The organism is Segatella copri (assembly GCF_019127135.1).
GTDB lineage: Bacteria > Bacteroidota > Bacteroidia > Bacteroidales > Bacteroidaceae > Prevotella.
In genome coordinates, this window is the sequence record NZ_JAHOEA010000011.1 from 25,696 (window position 1) to 43,836 (window position 18,141).

13 protein-coding genes are annotated in these 18,141 nt (G+C 45.1%); 10 read left to right on the forward strand and 3 right to left on the reverse strand.

The genetic code is table 11. The features are described from left to right. Nucleotides 1-319: 319 nt before the first annotated feature. Nucleotides 320-2,869, reverse strand: coding sequence for a transglycosylase domain-containing protein (locus tag KSW37_RS04695; RefSeq protein ID WP_217314161.1), 2,550 nt, complete (start codon nt 2,867-2,869; stop codon nt 320-322). Nucleotides 2,870-2,938: 69 nt separating this feature from the next. Next, complete coding sequence (locus KSW37_RS04700; protein WP_217314160.1) at nt 2,939-3,586, reverse strand: DUF308 domain-containing protein; 648 nt, start codon at nt 3,584-3,586, stop codon at nt 2,939-2,941. 284 nt (nt 3,587-3,870) lie between these two features. Between KSW37_RS04700 and KSW37_RS04705 the strand changes: the two genes are divergently transcribed. Together KSW37_RS04705 and KSW37_RS04710 are read left to right on the forward strand one after the other, a co-directional pair. After that, entirely contained in the window at nt 3,871-4,377 is a 507-nt protein-coding gene (locus KSW37_RS04705) for a histidine phosphatase family protein (RefSeq protein WP_118064606.1), read from the forward strand. A 160-nt stretch (nt 4,378-4,537) separates the two neighbouring features. Continuing rightward, on the forward strand, nt 4,538-5,293 hold the full coding sequence (locus KSW37_RS04710) for an SDR family oxidoreductase (protein WP_117587184.1): 756 nt from the start codon (nt 4,538-4,540) through the stop codon (nt 5,291-5,293). A gap of 345 nt (nt 5,294-5,638) precedes the next feature. On the opposite strand, the gene KSW37_RS04715 is transcribed toward KSW37_RS04710, so the two are convergent. Next, nucleotides 5,639-7,192, reverse strand: coding sequence for a DUF6377 domain-containing protein (locus KSW37_RS04715; RefSeq protein ID WP_254881133.1), 1,554 nt, complete (start codon nt 7,190-7,192; stop codon nt 5,639-5,641). Nucleotides 7,193-7,974: 782 nt separating this feature from the next. Here KSW37_RS04715 and rfbD point away from each other — a divergent pair. The 8 genes from rfbD to KSW37_RS04755 all read left to right on the forward strand — a co-directional run bounded on the left by rfbD (nt 7,975) and on the right by KSW37_RS04755 (nt 18,138). Continuing rightward, a complete protein-coding gene (rfbD, locus tag KSW37_RS04720; RefSeq protein ID WP_217314158.1) occupies nt 7,975-8,847 on the forward strand; it encodes a dTDP-4-dehydrorhamnose reductase in 873 nt (290 codons plus the stop codon). 96 nt (nt 8,848-8,943) lie between these two features. Beyond that, nucleotides 8,944-10,077 carry a dTDP-glucose 4,6-dehydratase gene (locus KSW37_RS04725; protein ID WP_217314157.1) on the forward strand — a complete coding sequence of 378 codons (1,134 nt, stop codon included), beginning with the start codon at nt 8,944-8,946 and terminating at the stop codon, nt 10,075-10,077. Between the two features lie 270 nt (nt 10,078-10,347). Beyond that, nucleotides 10,348-11,313: a PCMD domain-containing protein gene (locus KSW37_RS04730; protein ID WP_254368604.1), complete on the forward strand. Its 966-nt coding sequence runs from the start codon at nt 10,348-10,350 to the stop codon at nt 11,311-11,313. A gap of 18 nt (nt 11,314-11,331) precedes the next feature. Continuing rightward, the gene (locus tag KSW37_RS04735) at nt 11,332-12,507 is read left to right on the forward strand and encodes a BamA/TamA family outer membrane protein (protein ID WP_217314156.1); all 1,176 of its coding nucleotides are present in this window, start codon (nt 11,332-11,334) and stop codon (nt 12,505-12,507) included. A gap of 12 nt (nt 12,508-12,519) precedes the next feature. Next, complete coding sequence (locus KSW37_RS04740; RefSeq protein ID WP_217314155.1) at nt 12,520-14,244, forward strand: phosphoethanolamine transferase; 1,725 nt, start codon at nt 12,520-12,522, stop codon at nt 14,242-14,244. 150 nt (nt 14,245-14,394) lie between these two features. Continuing rightward, nucleotides 14,395-15,924 (forward strand): carbon-nitrogen hydrolase family protein, encoded by a 1,530-nt coding sequence (locus KSW37_RS04745; protein WP_217314154.1) that lies wholly within the window; start codon nt 14,395-14,397, stop codon nt 15,922-15,924. Nucleotides 15,925-15,984: 60 nt separating this feature from the next. Beyond that, a complete protein-coding gene (locus KSW37_RS04750; protein WP_217314153.1) occupies nt 15,985-17,112 on the forward strand; it encodes an o-succinylbenzoate synthase in 1,128 nt (375 codons plus the stop codon). Nucleotides 17,113-17,154: 42 nt separating this feature from the next. Next, a complete protein-coding gene (locus KSW37_RS04755) occupies nt 17,155-18,138 on the forward strand; it encodes an AMP-binding protein (protein ID WP_217314152.1) in 984 nt (327 codons plus the stop codon). Nucleotides 18,139-18,141: the final 3 nt, after the last annotated feature.

Genomic DNA, 18,141 nt, shown 5'->3' on the forward strand with positions numbered 1-18,141 from the left:
TGCACGGGAAAAGCCGATTTTACTATTTCTTAACAAAAAAATCAATGTTCTATGCTGAACTTTCGCATGTGGTTCAAGTACGGGCTGAAGGCCCAAAAGCTCCTAGCCCAGGGCATCGCCCTGGGTATAGTGGCAATCAGCAAGGCGCCCTGTAAGGGCAAAAGCTTTGTATATTTCCAGGTATTTGAAAGCTTTTGCCCTTACAGGGCGACAGGTTTGCGTCCATAAACACCCAGGGCGATGCCCTGGGCTAGGAGCTTCTGCCCTTTCAGGGCGTGTGGGGCTTACTTGCGAAACTTGAGTAAACTATAAACTAAATTTAGAGATCATCGAAGTTGACAGGCTGCTCGGTTGGCTTGGCCTTCTTCTTCTCTTTCTTTTCTTCTGTGGTGGCTGTACCGGTGGCAGATTCGCTTTCAGCCTTCTTGGCAGGAACCTCGCGGATGATAGGGTTGCCTTCGTCATCGAGAACAATCTCTTCCTGGAAGGCGGTACTGTCTACCCTGGTGGTATCTACCTTTGGCTTTGGTGCATAGCTTGCACAGATGTACATATCGCTGGTGATATCGCTGTCCTGTGGCTTGTCAAACTTGCCGTGATACTGCTGGAAGGCTGGGTCGCCAAAGACACTCTGCAGGAAGTAACCGCACACAGGAAGAGCGGTTCTCGAACCCTGACCCAAGGCTCCGGTGCGGAAGTGGAGACAGCGGTATTCGCCTCCTACCCAGGCACCAACTACGAGCTTAGGGCTCACACACATGAACCAGGCATCGGAGTGGTTGTTGGTGGTACCTGTCTTGCCACCGAACTCGGTATCACGGTAGTTGCCTACATAGCCCCAGAGACTTTGGGATGTACCTCCCGGCTCCTTCATACCGCCCTGTAAGAGCTGCTGCATGAGGAAGGCACTCTTGTAAGGTATTACCTGCTCTTCTGTAGAAGGACCCTCGTAAACCACCTTACCGTCGTGGTCTACAATCTTGGTAACCAATACCGGATCGTGGTGCTTGCCATTGTTGGCAATGGTGCTGTAGGCGCATGCCATCTCCAGGAGGTTGACGTCGCTGGAACCGAGGGCGAGAGATGGGGTGTCATCCAACGGACTGTTGATACCCATCTTCTTAGCTGTCTCGATGATGCGCTTGATACCCATCTCCTGTCCTAATCTCACAGCCACAGAGTTGATACTCTTGGCAAAGGCACTCTTCAATGGGATGCTGTCGCCCGAGAACGAACCATTGGCGTTGGATGGACGCCAGGTGGTCATTTCGTGCTTCTTCTTATCGTATACCTCCATAGAGATATATTCGTCGCGGCGCTTGTCACAAGGGGTTAAACCCTGATTCATCGCCTCGGTATAAACAAAGAGCTTGAAGGTAGAACCAGGCTGGCGCTCGGCTGTTACCTTGTCATACTTCCAGTGGTCGAAGTCGATATCGCCCACCCATGCCTTTACTGCTCCGGTCTGTGGCTCCATGGCTACAAAGGCGCAGTGCATGAAGGTGGTCATATACTTGATGGAGTCTTCTGATGTCATGTTCAGCGTGATGCTGCCCTTGTCATAATCGAATACCTTAACCGGGTGAACCCACTCCTTATAGTAATAGTTTACTGAGTCGGGATTATCAGGGAAGCGGGCCATCAATGCCTTGTAGAAAGGCTGGCGCTCAGCGATGCCCTGGATGAAGTTTGGTATCACGTTGTGGTTCTCATCCTGCCAAGGATCCTGACCCATCCAGTTGCCTTTGCCTGCCTGGGTGCGGCGGATGTTCCAGTGGTTGTTGAAGTTCTGCTGTACCTGCTTCATCTGTTTGCGGGCTGCATCTTCAGCATACTTCTGCATGCGGGTATCGATGGTGGTATAAATCTTCAAACCGCTGGTATAGAGGTCGTAACCTTCGTCTTTACACCAGTCTTTCAGGTAGTTGGCTACAGCCTCGCGGAAGTACTTTGCCTGTCCGTCGTAGTTTTCCTCTACCTTGAAATCGAGCTTGATAGGCTCATCTTTCAGTTCATTGTATCTGTCTTTTGAGAGATCGCCATGTGTCACCATATTATATAATACGGTGTTGCGTCGTGCAAGACTGTTCTCCGGGTTGGTGCGTGGGTTGTAGTAGGTGGTAGCCTTGAGCATGCCTACGAGCACGGCAGCCTGGTCGGTGGTCAACTCCTTAGGGGTGGTGTTGAAGTAGGTCTTCGCAGCGGTTTTGATACCATAGGAATTGCTACCGAAATCAACCGTGTTGGCATACATGGTGATGATTTCCTTCTTGCTGAACACCGTTTCGAGTTTTACCGCGATAATCCATTCCTTGCTCTTGATGATGAGCAGGCGGAGCACAGGAATCTTGCCCAGCAAACCGGTAGAATATTGCGAACGTACACGGAACATGTTCTTAGCCAGCTGCTGTGTGATGGTAGAAGCACCGCGCCCGTTATGATGGAGGAGTGCATCCTTGGCAGCAGCAAACACGCCGATAGGGTCGATACCGATATGCTTGTAGAATCGTTCATCCTCGGTATCTACCAGTGCCTTGAAGAAATCGGGTGTTACCTCACCATATTCTACCGGAGTACGGTTTTCGTTGAAATACTTGCCGATGAGTTTTCCATCAGCCGAATAGATTTCAGAGGCCTCAGAGGTCTGTGGATCCAGAATGCCTGAGAAATAGCCAGGCGACTTGCCGAAGAGCCATAAGAAGTTGATATCTACTGCGCCCAGATACAAGATGAAGGCGACTATGCAACTTGCCAAGCCAATGAGGGTCTTGGTATACCACGCTCTGCCCTGATACAATCCCTTGTACCAAGGCCAGAATGCGCGAAACTTTTGCCATAACCAGGCAAAGAGAGCTTTAATTTTATTCATATATGATGATATAATGATTTCGTTGTTTTTGACTCAGAATTTCTTGAACAGTATATGCGATAGAATGCTTTACTCTTCGTTCTTTACTTCCTCTACATCCACATAACTCTCCTTAGAATCCAGTTTCTGCTGGTTCTTCAGCCAGATTCTCTTGTTGTTGGAGATTTTAAAGGCGTTGAGAAGCTCTACAACACCATAGATGAGCATACCCCAACCGATGATGAGAAGAGGGGCAGAGGCGATGGCTGAAGGCTTGATGATGGTGAGCAGACCCAACAGAAGAAGGACTGAAGGGAAGAGCCAGAAGAGGATGCCTACGCGTCCCATCTTAGCTGCTGAAGCCAGATTGACAAACTGGGTCAGAGCACCCAGAATCAGGATGAATGCCAGGATGAACATCAGCCAGGCGATAAACACCTGAGGCATCAGGGCAAGCAGTAATCCCAGGATAAGACTGCCTACGCTTACAAGCGGGAATTTAGGCATCATGCCCATGATAGGCTTACCATTGGAATCTGACAGTATCTGGCCCTGCATCTTCTCTGCATTGCGCTTGGCTGCCCAATAACTGGCAAGGGAGATGACACCTGAAAGGAAAAACAAGACACCGATGGCGACGGTTATCCAGGTGACGGTCTGCTCACGATATTGGATGAGCAGGACTCCTACGATGATGGCGCATACTGCGCGGAATATTGAACTGTGTATTACCTTCATACTAAAACTGATATTTGTTATTTCGGGGCAAAGTTACGAAAGAAATCCGAAACTAGCAAGAAGTTTTTTATATAAACATAAATTATTGCTATATTTAACGCTAATTATTGCTATATTTAACGCAAATTATTTGTTGGTCTCGATAGAAAGCCGTAATTTTGTAAGCAAAATCAAAATACTGATGTCTTGAACAGAGACTTAGTGAAAGCAAAAACTATGTCTTGAGTAAAGATTTCGGAAAAAGTTAAAACTCATTTTTGATATAGACGGAAAAAGTAAAGACAATGACAAAATTATATTTGGTGCGCCATGGTGAAACGGTGGATAACAAGGCGCAAATTATGCAGGGACAAACACCGGGAAAGCTCAATATGAAAGGTATTGAGCAGGCTGAGGAAGTGGCCAGGAAAATGGCGGGTACACCTATCGATGTTTTCGTATCGAGCGATCTCTATCGCAGTATACAGACCTGTGAGATTATCGCCGGCTCGCATCCCGTTGTCACCACTCCCTTGCTCAGAGAGCGCGATTGGGGCGATTTCACGGGCAAATTCATCCCTGACCTGCCGAAGGACCCAAAGGATTGGCCGGACAACATAGAGACGCTGGAAAAGATGAAATCAAGAGCCCAGAATTTCCTTACCTGGCTCAAGGTTACTTATCCTGACCAGACCGTTCTTGCTGTGGGGCATGGCATCATCAACAAAGCTATCCAGAGCGTTTATTATAAACGTCCGATGAACCAGATTGAGAAAATGGCGAATGCTGAGGTGAGAGTTCTTATTCTTTAAGTGAAGAATGAAGAGTGAAGAATGAAAAGTGAAGAGTGAAGAATGAAAAGTGAAGAGTGAAGAGTGAAGAGTGAAGAGTGAAGAATTCAATTGCTTCGCTAATCATAAAGTTCAAAGTTCAAAGTTCAAAGTTCAAAGTATAATTTAAAGTATCAAAGATATGAATAAAATTGCTCTTATTACAGGCGCAACAAGCGGTATAGGCGAAGGTTGTGCACGTCGTTTTGCCCGTGGCGGCTATAACCTGATTCTTACAGGTAGAAATACGGGAAAGTTGGAAATCCTGAAGAAAGAACTCGAGGCTGAGGGCGTTGAGGTGCTTGCCTTGGCTTTCGATGTGCGTAACCGTGAAGCTGCCAAGAAAGCGGTGGATTACATCCCTGAGGAGTGGCGCAATGTGGATGTGCTTATCAATAATGCAGGACTCGCACGTGGGTTGGAACCTGAATATGAGGGCGATTTTGAAGATTGGGACCAGATGATTGATACCAATATCAAGGGACTCTTAACCATGACGCGCCTGATTGTACCTGGTATGGTTGAGCGTAATCATGGTCATGTAATCAATATAGGTAGTGTGGCGGGTGATGCTGCTTATGCGGGAGGTAATGTATATTGTGCAACAAAAGCGGCTGTAAAGGCTATTACTGATGGTTTGCGCATTGATGTGGCACATACGAAAGTGCGTGTTACCAATGTGAAACCGGGCTTGGTTGAAACCAACTTCTCCAACATCCGTTTCCATGGTGACCAGAACCGCGCAGACAACGTTTACCGCGGCATAGAGCCTCTGAACGGCGATGACGTGGCTGATGTAGCCTTCTATGCTGCAAGTGCTCCTGAACATGTGCAAATAGCTGAGGTTCTGGTTCTTGCTACACATCAGGCTAACGGAACCGTGATACATAGAAGCTAGTTAATAGTTTACAGTTAATAGTTAATAGTTCAAGTTTTGCAAGTGAACTCCACACGCCCTGAAAGGGCAGAAGCTCCTAGCCCAGGGCAGCGCCCTGGGTATAATAGCAATCAGCAAGACGCCCTGTAAGGGCAAAAGCTTTGTATATTACCCAGTATTTTAAAGCTTTTGCCCTTACAGGGCGACTTGCTGACTGCTATTTTACCCAGGGCGCTGCCCTGGGCTAGGAGCTTTTGGGCCTTCAGCCCGTTCTTGAACCACTTGCGAAACTTGAATTAATAGTTTATAGAGGCTGTGCCGTTGAGCAAGATTGTCAAAGCGGTTTATGCTATAAACTATTAATTATTAACTATTATTAATGATGTGGCAAAGCTGATTGATATCAGATTCGAATGAATCGCGATTGATTGCTTTTGCCCGCATTCCTGACTTGTAGTTATAGATGGTCTGAGTGGAGTAATGCAGCAGGGTGGCAATCTCCTGGCTGTCGGTTACACCCAGCCGCATCAGGGCAAAAATGCGAATCTCCGTGGTCAGGTCGTGCGTAGTAGGAACTTCCAGTTGGCATTCTGGCAGCAGGAGCTTGTTCAACTCAGTAACGAAACCCGGATACAATTCCATGAATGCCTTGTCGAACCGGTTGTAGAACATCTGCGATTCCTCTTCTTCCAATTTATGGGTGTTGAGAGTCTTCAGTAAATCGGCAGTCTGGTTTGCCTTGATTTTTCGGCTTACCAGTTTGCGATAATCTGATAACTTGCTGATATAAGCCGCACTGATGTCCATGAAGAGGCGCATATAGGTCTCTCGCTTGATATTGGTCTCTATCAACTGCTGGTTCAGTTCTGTGAGTTGTGTATTCATCTCTTTCTGCTTCCTGTTCTGTTCTTCAATCTCTGCCTTGTTTTTCTTCAGCTTGTTCTTCTGTCGGTTGTTGACTAAGGAGAGGATGAGGATGATGACCAGCGCTACGCTTACACCAATGAACCCCCAAAGAAAGCGGGTACGCGAGCGCTCGGCAGCCTGCTGGTTGGCTGAAGCGATGACTGGAAGGATGTTGGAAATCTCCATCATGCGCAACTGGTTGTTGAAGAACTGGGCATCTTCCATCGTATGCTGGATATATTTGGCAGCTCTCTTACTGTTGCTCGCATCCTTTTTAAAGAGGTAGTAGGCTAGCTTTTGAAGCGCAACAGTTTCTTTGAGTTGGCACAATCCATCGCTCACGGATGCCTCTACGAGATATTCTTCGTAAAGGTCGAATTTGCCGGTATTTTTGTAATATCTGGCTATACCATAAGCTGACATGGCATGGATGCGGGATTTGGCTGGCGACATCTTCAGTGCCTTCAGATAATGGTTGAGCGATTCCTTGCTGATAGGGCTGTTGATATAGGCATATTCGCCCATGAGATAGCTATAGTAGGCAGATTTCTTACTGTTTTCGTTGAAATTCTGTATCAGAAGGCTCATATAATGCTTCTTCTGGGCACGGAATTCACCGGCATAATCAGAGTTCTTGGCGTATGATTCCCAGTAATTATAGATCCAGGCGAAGGTGAAGTAATAGTATAGCTTCAACTGGTATGGCATCTCATCGGGATTGAGAGATTTGAGTAAGTTTTCTGCTTTGTCATAAAAACCCCTTACCGAGAGTATGGACGCTTGGTTTATCTTGTTGCGTAAGATATAAGAGGTGTTATGACATTTTTTAGCCAATTCAAACCCCTGTTTCATATATGCGTATGCTGAGTCGTAGCGGTAAGCGCTATAGGCATGATATATGCTGTCAAGAAACAGTAGTCGGGTTTGGTTGTCTTCAGCTTCATAAACTTGTCGCTTCAGATGTTTTAATTCCCTTTCTTTGATTCCCTGATAATATTGATCGTTTTCTATCATCTTGTCTATACGATCCAATAAAGTCTTCTCGTCCGTTTTGCCTTGAGCAGTCAATGGCATAGTAAGCAAAAGAAGTAAATATATAAGTAGCTTCATCTTTAATGTTTCTTTATGATATAACAAACTTGTCTTTATAATGTTGTTTTCTTCCTTTTGTCCGTTTTGTGGTGCAAAGATACAAATTTCCTTTCATATAATGTTGTTTACTTTAGACAAAAATAGTTAATATATTAAATTTGCTGATTTATAAGGAGTTATCAATTTCTTTAATAGATTGATTTTTTACCGAAACGCTACTCAGGCATACAACTTTCAAAAAAAAGATATACCTTTGCAACCGAAATCAGAAAACAGTAGTTTTGATGGTTAATTACCACTTCAAGTCTTCTAAAAGTATTTAATGATAATGAAAATTCCTTTTGTTGATTTAGTATGTTGATTTAAATAGGAAACAGGTTTAGTTTATATTAGGGAAAAAAGGATTGGTAATAGACTAGGCTACTTGATAATTCAAGTTTGTCTGTAAAGGCAAAGCTTATCTATTATGTTTTAGGGAAAACCGCCACGCTTTTGGGAAAAAGTGTGGCGGTCTTTGTTTAATATATGTTAGTTTCTTATCTTTTTCTCCTTTTTCTTTGGTCAGCTCAAATTATTTTTTTATCTTTGCCACATATTTATATATAGAAGAACTTAATTGGAGGAACAATCAATTTTCCTTCATAAGTAGAGGGAAATCGGGTAAGTGAACTTTAAAGTATTGTGTTGTATTAAATATTATAACAATGAATATATTAGTAACAGGCGCTAATGGTCAGTTGGGCCATGAAATGCAGATTTGCGCCAAAAAGAGTAATCACAAGTTTGTCTTCACTGATGTTGCTGAAGGCTATGAGAAACTGGATATCACTAACCTTGACGCAATCCGCGAAAAGGTGAAGGAAAACGATATTCAGGTAATTGTTAACTGCGCTGCTTATACCAATGTAGATAAGGCAGAGACTGATTTCGATCTGGCTAATCTGCTGAACAATACTGCTGCAGGTAACTTGGCTCAGGCAATGAAGGAGGTAGATGGTACTTTGATTCATGTATCTACCGACTATGTGTTCCAGGGCGATAAGAATATCCCTTGCCGTGAAGATTGGGAAACGAATCCATTGGGTGTGTATGGCAAAACGAAGCTTGCAGGTGAGAAGAGTATTGAAGCTACCGGCTGCAAGCATATCATCATCCGTACTGCATGGCTTTACTCTCAGTGGGGTAAAAACTTTGTTAAGACTATGCAGAACTTAACTGCAAGTCATGATACCTTGAAGGTGGTTTTCGACCAGGTGGGTACTCCTACTTACGCAGGCGACCTGGCTGCTGTCATCTCGCATATCATCGAAACTGATCAGCTGGATAAGACGGGTATCTACCACTTCTCTAATGAGGGCGTATGCTCTTGGTTTGATTTCGCTAAGATTATCTGCGAACTGAGCGGAAATACTTGCGATATACAGCCTTGTTACAGCGAGGAGTTCCCAAGCCCTGTAAAGCGTCCTCACTTCTCTGTACTTGATAAGAGCAAGCTGAAGCAGACCTTCGGGTTCAAGGTGCCATACTGGACTGACAGTTTGAAGAAGTGTATCGCTGAATTGGCGGAAGCTAAATAATCAAGAGTTAGAACATTTGAGTTAGACGTTTTCGCAGCTTCTGCTCAAAAATACTAATCATAAAGTTTAAAGTTCAATTTTCAAAGTTCAAAGTAAATGAAGAATATCATTATCACGGGCGGTGCTGGTTTCATCGGCTCACACGTAGTAAGACTTTTCGTGAACAAATATCCTGAGTATCACATCATCAACCTCGACAAGTTGACTTACGCTGGTAACCTGGCTAACCTCAAGGACATCGAGGACAAGCCTAACTATACTTTCGTAAAGGGTGATATCTGCGATTTCGACCTGATGTTGAAGCTGATGCAGGACTACAAGGTGGATGGCATCATCCATCTCGCTGCCGAGAGCCACGTAGATAGAAGTATCAAGGATCCATTCACTTTCGCTCATACCAACGTGATGGGTACCCTGTCTCTGCTCCAGGCGGCAAAGATCTACTGGGAGAGTCTTCCTGAGGGATACGAGGGCAAGCGCTTCTACCACATCTCTACTGATGAGGTTTACGGTGCATTGAAGATGACTCACCCTGAGGGCATTCCTGCTCCTTTCACCACCAAGGCATCCAGCGGTAAGAACCACGAGGCTTACGGCGAGGAGTTCTTCGTAGAGACTACCAAGTACAATCCTCACTCTCCATACTCAGCATCTAAGGCAAGCTCAGACCACTTCGTCCGTGCTTTCCACGATACATACGGTATGCCTACCATCGTAACCAACTGCTCTAACAACTACGGTCCATACCAGTTCCCAGAGAAGTTGATTCCTTTGTTCATCAACAACATCCGTCATCGCAAGCCATTGCCTGTATATGGTAAGGGCGAGAATGTACGCGACTGGTTGTATGTAGTAGATCATGCTCGTGCCATCGATATGATTTTCCACAAGGGCAAGATTGCCGAGACTTACAACATCGGCGGTTTCAACGAGTGGAAGAACATCGATATCATCAAGGTGGTTATCAAGACCGTTGACCGTCTGCTCGGCAGAAAGGAAGGCGAGGATATGGACCTCATCACTTATGTAACCGACAGAAAGGGTCACGATATGCGTTATGCCATCGACTCTAGAAAGTTGCAGAAGGAATTGGGTTGGGAGCCATCTCTCCAGTTTGAGGAGGGTATCGAGAAGACCGTGAAGTGGTATCTCGAGAACCAGGAATGGATGGACAATGTAACCTCTGGTGATTATCAGAAGTATTACGATAATATGTATTCAAACCGATAATAGCTTTTGGCGTAATCGGAACATGTTTCTATTGTAACCGGTGCATGTCTCTATTGTAATCGGTGCAAGAGATTCTGTTTTATATATTAAATCAGAAAGTCCTGTATTTGTTTATAACAGCAAATACAGGACTTTTTTGTTTTATGGCAATTAAAATGCAGTAAATATATTATTATTTCTTAATTTTTTATGCTTTATGTCGAAGAAAACTGAAAACTAGAAAATATTTTTCTATCTTTGCAGCCTTAATGATATATAAAATAAACAGATATGAAGAAAATAATAATAATATCAGGCATCGCTATGGCGGTTGCTGCCTTGGCGTGCCTTCCCGTTAAGGGACAGGAAAAGGTGGTTCCTTTTAAATATGGTAATATGGACCACTGGGTAATCAGAAATATCAAAGAATCAGGCATTATCGGAGGAAATCAGAAAACAGTTTATGCCGTTGGACCTAATATGACCATCAATGGTAATATTCCTTATACCAATAAGGGTGGTTCGCCTTGGGGTTCCTCTAATGTCCTGGCACATGTATCGGGCATCTATAAGACGAATAACTCTGTGTTTCGTGACAAACATGGTAGTGGATATTGTGCCAAACTGGTAACCCATATTGAGAAAGTAAAAGTGCTGGGACTCATCAATATCAAGGTCTTGGCTGCCGGTTCTCTTTTTCTGGGTGATGTTCGTGAACCGATAACAAGTACCAAGGATGGTCCTAAAGCCATCAACTGGGGTATACCATTCACCGCACGTCCTAAGGCTTTGCGCTTTGATTATAAGACATCTCTCCCTCATGCAGCCAATCGTATCAAGCAGAATGGATTTAGCGGAGCCTCTACGGTTGCAGGTCGAGATCATGCTATAGCTGTGCTCTATCTGCAGAAACGGCATGAAGATGCTAAGGGAAATATAACAGCTAAACGTGTGGGTACGATGGTAGTCAGATTCGGAAAGAGTACCGATAGATGGGTGGAAGATGCTACCTATACAATCCATTATGGCGATATCCGCCACATGGCAGGTTATCAGGCTGCTACTATGGGACTGCGATCCACTGACTATGCCCGTAACAGCAAGGGTAAGAGTGTGCCGGTAAAAGAAGTAGGATGGGCGAGTGCTAACGAAAAGCCTACTCATCTGATTCTTCAGTTCTCCTCATCCGATGGTGGAGCCTATATCGGAACTCCAGGCAATACCTTGTGGATTGATAATGTAGCATTGGTGTATTAAAATAATAAAATCGACAAAATGAAGCATATTCTGACAATACTTATTATGATGTTGGCATTGGGCAGCTATGCCTCTGAGCCTTCTGTAACCGATAGTATCTCATCTGCAGAGAAGGTGGATACGACGGCTTTACATGCCGGGAAATCATGGGTGAACCGGATTCTTGACTACTTTAATGATTCCAACAAAAACAAGAAGCATAAGCGTTTCGATTTTAGTGTGATAGGTGGTCCTCATTATGCCTCTGATACCAAGTTTGGATTGGGATTGGTGGCAGCGGGACTATACCGTACAGATCCGAATGACAGTATTCTTCCTCCTTCTAATGTCTCGCTTTATGGTGATGTGAGTTCTGTAGGTTTCTACATGTTGGGTGTCCGTGGTAACCATATTGCTCCTAAAGGAAGATATCGCATCGATTATCACCTTTATTTCTATTCTTTTCCCTCTGAATTTTGGGGAATAGGCTATGAGATGGGCGATAACGATGCCAATAAGAGTGATATGAAGCGTTGGCAGGCTCAGGCTGAAGTTAGCTTCCTGTTTCGTGTAGCAGATAATTTCTATATCGGACCGATGGCGAGTTATGACTATGTAATAGGTAAACATATTGAGCGTCCGGAATTACTGCAAGGCATGGATCAGCATACTTGGAATGTAGGAGCTGGCGTTTCTCTGGTATATGATAACAGAGATAATCTTACGAATCCACATCGTGGTATCTATCTGAATATCAATCAGATGTTCAGACCTGGATTTATGGGAAATGATTATGCTTTCAGTACGACGGCATTTCGTTTTGATGCCTATCAGCGACTGGGTAAGGGAACGGTTCTTGCCGAGGACATTGGGGTTAACTTCAACTTTGGTAATCCTTCGTGGGGAATGATGGCTGAATTGGGTGGTACTCGTTCCATGCGTGGCTATTATGAAGGCCGTTATCGCGATAAACATTCTCTGGAAGCTACGGTTGAGTTGCGCCAACATGTATGGAAGCGTAATGGCATCGTAGTGTGGGTTGGAGCTGGAACCATCTTCCCGAAATTCTCGGCATTGCGCTCTAAACAGATTTTGCCGAATGCCGGTGTAGGTTATCGCTGGGAATTTAAGAAGAATGTGAATGTACGTCTGGATTATGGATTCGGTAAGTCGGGGCAGTCTGGCTTCCTGTTTAATATCAATGAAGCGTTTTAATACAAGAGAAGAATGAATCGTTTATCTTATATATATAATAAGGTGTCATCGGGGCAATTCCTGTATGTTTATGCTGTGGTGGCATTGCTGTTGCCTAATATAGCCTTGTGTTATACCGAGTGCTTGGCTCCGTGGGCATGTGGTGTCAACGTGTTGCTGCCTTTGTCGCTGTATATGTTGTTCTTTTCTGTGGCTAAGCGTCCTGGTAAGATGATATGGTGGGCATTTATCTTTGTCTTTTTCGCTGCGTTCCAGCTGGTATTGCTTTATCTTTTCGGAACGGGAGTGATAGCAGTAGATATGTTTCTGAATCTCGTAACTACCAATCCCGGTGAGGCGATGGAGCTGCTCGATAATCTGGCACCAGCCGTGGTAGGTGTGTTTGTGGTTTATTTGCCTTTGCTTATCCTGGGGGGTGTCAATATCAGAAGAGATAGCCGGTTGTCGGTTTCTTTCCAGCAGAGAGTTCGCCATTGGGCAATGCAGATTGGGGCTATAGGACTGTTCTGTCTGCTGGCAAGCTATCTGGTGGTGGATGGTTACCGTATGCGCAACCAGCTTTATCCTGTTAACGTTTGCTATAATCTCTATCTTGCTTTCGAGCGTAATGCGGCTTCAGAGAATTACAGGGAGGCAAGCCGGGATTTTAAGTTTGATGCCAGGAGTGAGCATTCTGCCACGGCTCCCGAGGTGTATGTGATGGTAGTAGGAGAGACGGCACGAGCTCATAATTTCAGTCTTTACGGCTATCCTCGAAATACCAATCCTCTGCTTTTCAAGACACCGGGTATCAAAGCTTTCCCGAATGTGACAACGCAGAGCAATACCACTCATAAGAGTGTACCGATGCTCTTGTCTGCTGCATCAGCCGAGGATTTTGAGCGACTTTTTCATGAGAAAGGCATCCTGGCGGCCTTTAAGGAAGCCGGATTCCATACAGTGTTTATCAGCAACCAGTTGCCCAATCATTCGTTTATCGATTTTCTGGGAGAACAGGCTGATGAGCATTATTTTCTGAAGAAAGAGGATGCTTCGCAAGGCAACCATTATGATGAGGATCTGTTGCAGAAACTGGATGAGATATTGCCATTGGCTGATGCTTCCTCGTCTGCCCATTACCATTACCGTTATCGCAAACTCTTCGTGGTTCTTCATTCCTATGGTTCTCACTTCAATTATCAGGAGCGTTATCCTCGTAGTTTCGCTTACTTCAAGCCTGACAGTAAGAGCGAAGCGAAGCCAGAGAACCGGCGTGACCTGCTGAATGCATACGATAATACCATCCGGTATACCGATTATATCCTGCATGGTATCGTAGAACGTCTGCAGAAATGGGAGGGGGTACAGACTAAGACGGATGGGGTATATGATCAGCCTACATCAGCGATGCTCTATACCAGCGATCATGGAGAGAATATCTTTGATGATGAGCGCAGCCTCTTCCTTCACGCCGCACCGAAGGCTTCGGATTACGAACTGCATGTGCCTTTCATCATCTGGACTTCTGCTGGATTCAGTAAACAATATCCGGATATATTGAAGGCATTGGGAGAAAATCGGTCAAAACAGGTGCAGAGTAGTCTTTCGGCTTTTCATACTATGTTGGGCATCGGTGGCATTCAGACCCGTTATCGTCTGGATGAATACTCGGTGGCAAGTGGTAAATATCATCCAACGAAATTGCTCTATCTCGATGATCATGATGAGGCAATACCGCAGGAAGATGCCAAGTTTTAGTGTTAATTTATAAGCCAAAAGGCTTTCTTGCTGTAAAATACATGAAAAGAGTTTTCGTAAATGTCAATTATTTGCGAAAACTCTTTGTCGTATCTATAATTTGCTGTATCTTTGCACCCGGATTTAGATAATAATAAAAATACAGTTGTTATGGAACCAACTCGAAAAATCGAAAAGGTAGGCATGCGCAACCTTCGCATGGAGGATTATGATCAGCTTGCCAAGTCATTTAGGCGTATTTACGCAGACTCAGATGTATTCTGGACAAAAGAACAGATTAAGAAACTCATTACCATCTTCCCTGAGGGACAGGTGGTTATTATCGTTGATGATAAGATTGTGGGCTGTGCGCTCTCTATCATCGTCAATTATAATATGGTGAAGGGCGATCATACCTATGCTCAGGTTACGGGTAATGAAACCTTCAATACCCACGATCCTAATGGAAACATTCTTTACGGCATCGAGGTATTTATCCACCCTGATTATCGCGGTTTGCGCCTGGCTCGCCGTATGTATGAGTATCGCAAGGAACTCTGCGAGAAGCTCAATCTGAAGGCTATCATGTTTGGCGGTCGTATACCAAACTATCACAAGTATGCCGATAAGATGCGCCCTAAGGAGTATATCGAGCATGTAAGAAGCCGTGAAATCTATGACCCGGTTCTTACCTTCCAGCTTTCCAATGATTTCCACGTGCGCCGCGTGATTCGCAATTATCTTCCTAGTGATGAGGAGAGCGAACACTGCGCCACCCTCTTGCAGTGGGATAACATCTATTATCAGCCACCTACGGATTCTTATGTAGACCGCAAGCCAACCGTAAGAATCGGATTGGTACAGTGGCAGATGCGCCCATACGCTTCGGTGGATGACCTCTTCGAACAGGTTGAGTTCTTCGTTGATTCTGTGAGCGATTACAAGAGCGATTTCATCCTCTTCCCTGAGTATTTCAATGCGCCTTTGATGGCTCGTTTCAACGACTTGGGTGAGGCACAGAGCATCCGAAAGATGGCGCAGTATACCGAAGAAATCCGTGACCGTTTCCGCGAGTTGGCCATCAGTTACAACATCAATATCATCACGGGTAGTATGCCTTATCTCAAGGACGATTCCCTCTATAATGTGGGCTTCCTCTGCCGTAGAGATGGTAGCGTAGACATGTACGAGAAGATTCATGTTACCCCAGATGAGCAGAAGTGCTGGGGATTGAGTGGCGGTAGCCATATCCAGACCTTCGATACCGATTGCGGTAAGATTGGTATCGTGATCTGCTATGATGTGGAGTTCCCTGAGTTGTCAAGATTAATGGCGGATGATGGCATGCAGATTCTCTTCGTTCCATTCATGACTGATACGCAGAATGCTTACTCTCGAGTAAGAGTATGTGCCCAGGCGCGTGCCATCGAGAACGAGTGCTATGTAGCCATTGCGGGTAGTGTGGGCAACTTGCCTCGTGTTCATAACATGGATATCCAGTATGCCCAGAGCGCCGTGTTCACCCCTTGCGACTTTGCTTTCCCTAACGATGGCAAGCGTTCAGAGGCAACACCTAATACCGAGATGATTCTCGTATCAGATGTTGACCTGAATCTCTTGAATGAGCTTCATACCTACGGTGCTGTAAGAAATCTTCGCGACCGCCGCAAGGATCTGTATGAATTGAAACAGAAAAAGTAAGTTAAGTGAAGAGTGAAGAACGAAGAGTGAAGAATTCAATTGTATTGATATATATAAAGAATGTATAAGATAGAAATCTCGGAGCGCACGCTCCACTTCAAGCAGCCGGCAGGCACGTCTCGTGGCGTCTATACCACGAGACACAGTTATTATCTCACTCTTACCTCGGATGAAATGCCGGGAGTAGAGGGAGTGGGAGAGTGTGCTACGCTCCCAGATCTCAGTTGCGATGCCAAACCGGAATATGAGATGACCTTGCGACAGGTTTGTCAGATGGTAGAGCAGATGGGACGCATCCCTTACGATATGATTCGTGCTTATCCAAGCATTACTTTCGGTCTCGAAACCGCCTTTGCTTCGTTCTTTGATGAAGCGAAGAAGAAGCTGGGGGCAATGAATCTGTCTGAGGGAAAGACTTCTGTCGAAATACTGAAGGAGGCGGGAGTCTCTGTTCCTATGGGAATGGAGAATCTTGTCAATCTCTTCGATTCTCCTTTCGGAAGAGGTGAAGAAGGTATCACAATCAACGGACTGGTGTGGATGGGTACTTACGAGGAGATGCTGGCCCGGTTGGAGGAAAAACTCCAGGCGGGTTTCCATTGCGTGAAACTGAAGATTGGTGCCATTGATTTCTTCAAGGAACTCGATCTCATCAAGCGTATCCGTGATGTATATACCAAGGAGCAGGTTGAGTTGCGTGTAGATGCCAATGGCGGCTTCTTGCCGGAGAATGCAATGAGCCAGCTGGAGGCTTTGGCTAAATATGACATTCATTCGATAGAGCAGCCTATCAAGCAGCATCAGTGGCCAAAGATGGCTCAGCTTTGTCGCGAAACACCGCTTCCTATCGCCCTGGATGAGGAGTTGATTGGTGTGAATGTCAGAAGCATGAAGGAGGCATTGCTCGATACCATTCGTCCGCAATATATCATCTTGAAGCCTTCGCTTCATGGTGGAATCTATGGATGTAACGAGTGGATAGAACTGGCTAACCAGCGAGGCATCGGCAGCTGGATTACTTCTGCTCTTGAGAGTAATATCGGTCTGAATGCTATTGCTCATTATGCAGCTAAAGTATATGGTCCTAATGTCAAGATGCCGCAAGGCTTGGGTACCGGTCAGCTCTTTACTGATAATATACCGATGCCATTGGAAATCCGGGGGGATAAACTCTTTGTTGTAAAATGACTCTGGAAGAATTTTCGTAATAACTTTCAAAGAATTCTCGTAATGACTTTAGAAGATTTCCTTTCTGAATGGAATAACGATAGCGACACGGTGCTTGTGCATACCAGTGGCTCCACAGGCAAGCCTAAACCGATGTTGGTTGAGAAGAAGCGAATGCTCAACTCAGCCCGCATCACCTGTGATTTCCTGGGATTGAAGCCTGGCGACAGTGCCCTGTTGTGCATGTCGCTCGATTATATTGCAGGTAAGATGGTGGTGGTGCGGAGTATAGAGCGCCATCTCCATCTTATTTCTGTATCCCCAAGTGGGCATCCTTTGAAAGATGTAAATAAAGAGATTACCTTCGCTGCAATGGTCCCGATGCAGGTTTATAATACCCTGCAGGTTCCTGAAGAGCGGGCTCGACTCTGCCGCATCAGTCATCTTATTATCGGTGGCGGGGCCATAGATGAGGCTCTCGAACAGAAACTGAAGGCTCTTCCCGGAGATATTGCCATCTGGAGTACCTACGGAATGACCGAAACGCTCTCGCATATTGCCCTGAGAAGAATTAACGGTGCTGAGGCTAGTGAATGGTACCAGCCTTTCGATAGTGTCAGAATCAGTCAGACCGATGAAGGTTGTCTGGTGATAGATGCTCCGCAGGTCTGTGCTGAGCCCCTGGTAACGAACGATATAGTGGAAATAGAATCCTATATATATAATAAGGTGGAAAAACTCCGTTTTCGCATCAAAGGCAGAAAAGACAATGTGATTTGCAGCGGAGGCATTAAGATTCAGATAGAAGAGGTTGAGGCTCTGTTGAAGCCTTATCTCGAAAAACCTTTCATGATAGCCAAGAAGAAAGACGGGAAGTTTGGAGAAATTGCTGTCCTCCTGACGGAAGATGAGGATATGAAAAAAATAGAGGCGACTGTTCGCCGCCTCTTATCTGATCATAAATATTGGATTCCAAGAGAATTCCTTCATGTAAATCAACTCCCGCTTACCGAAACCGGAAAGCCGAAGCGCTCTATCTTTCTTTAAAAG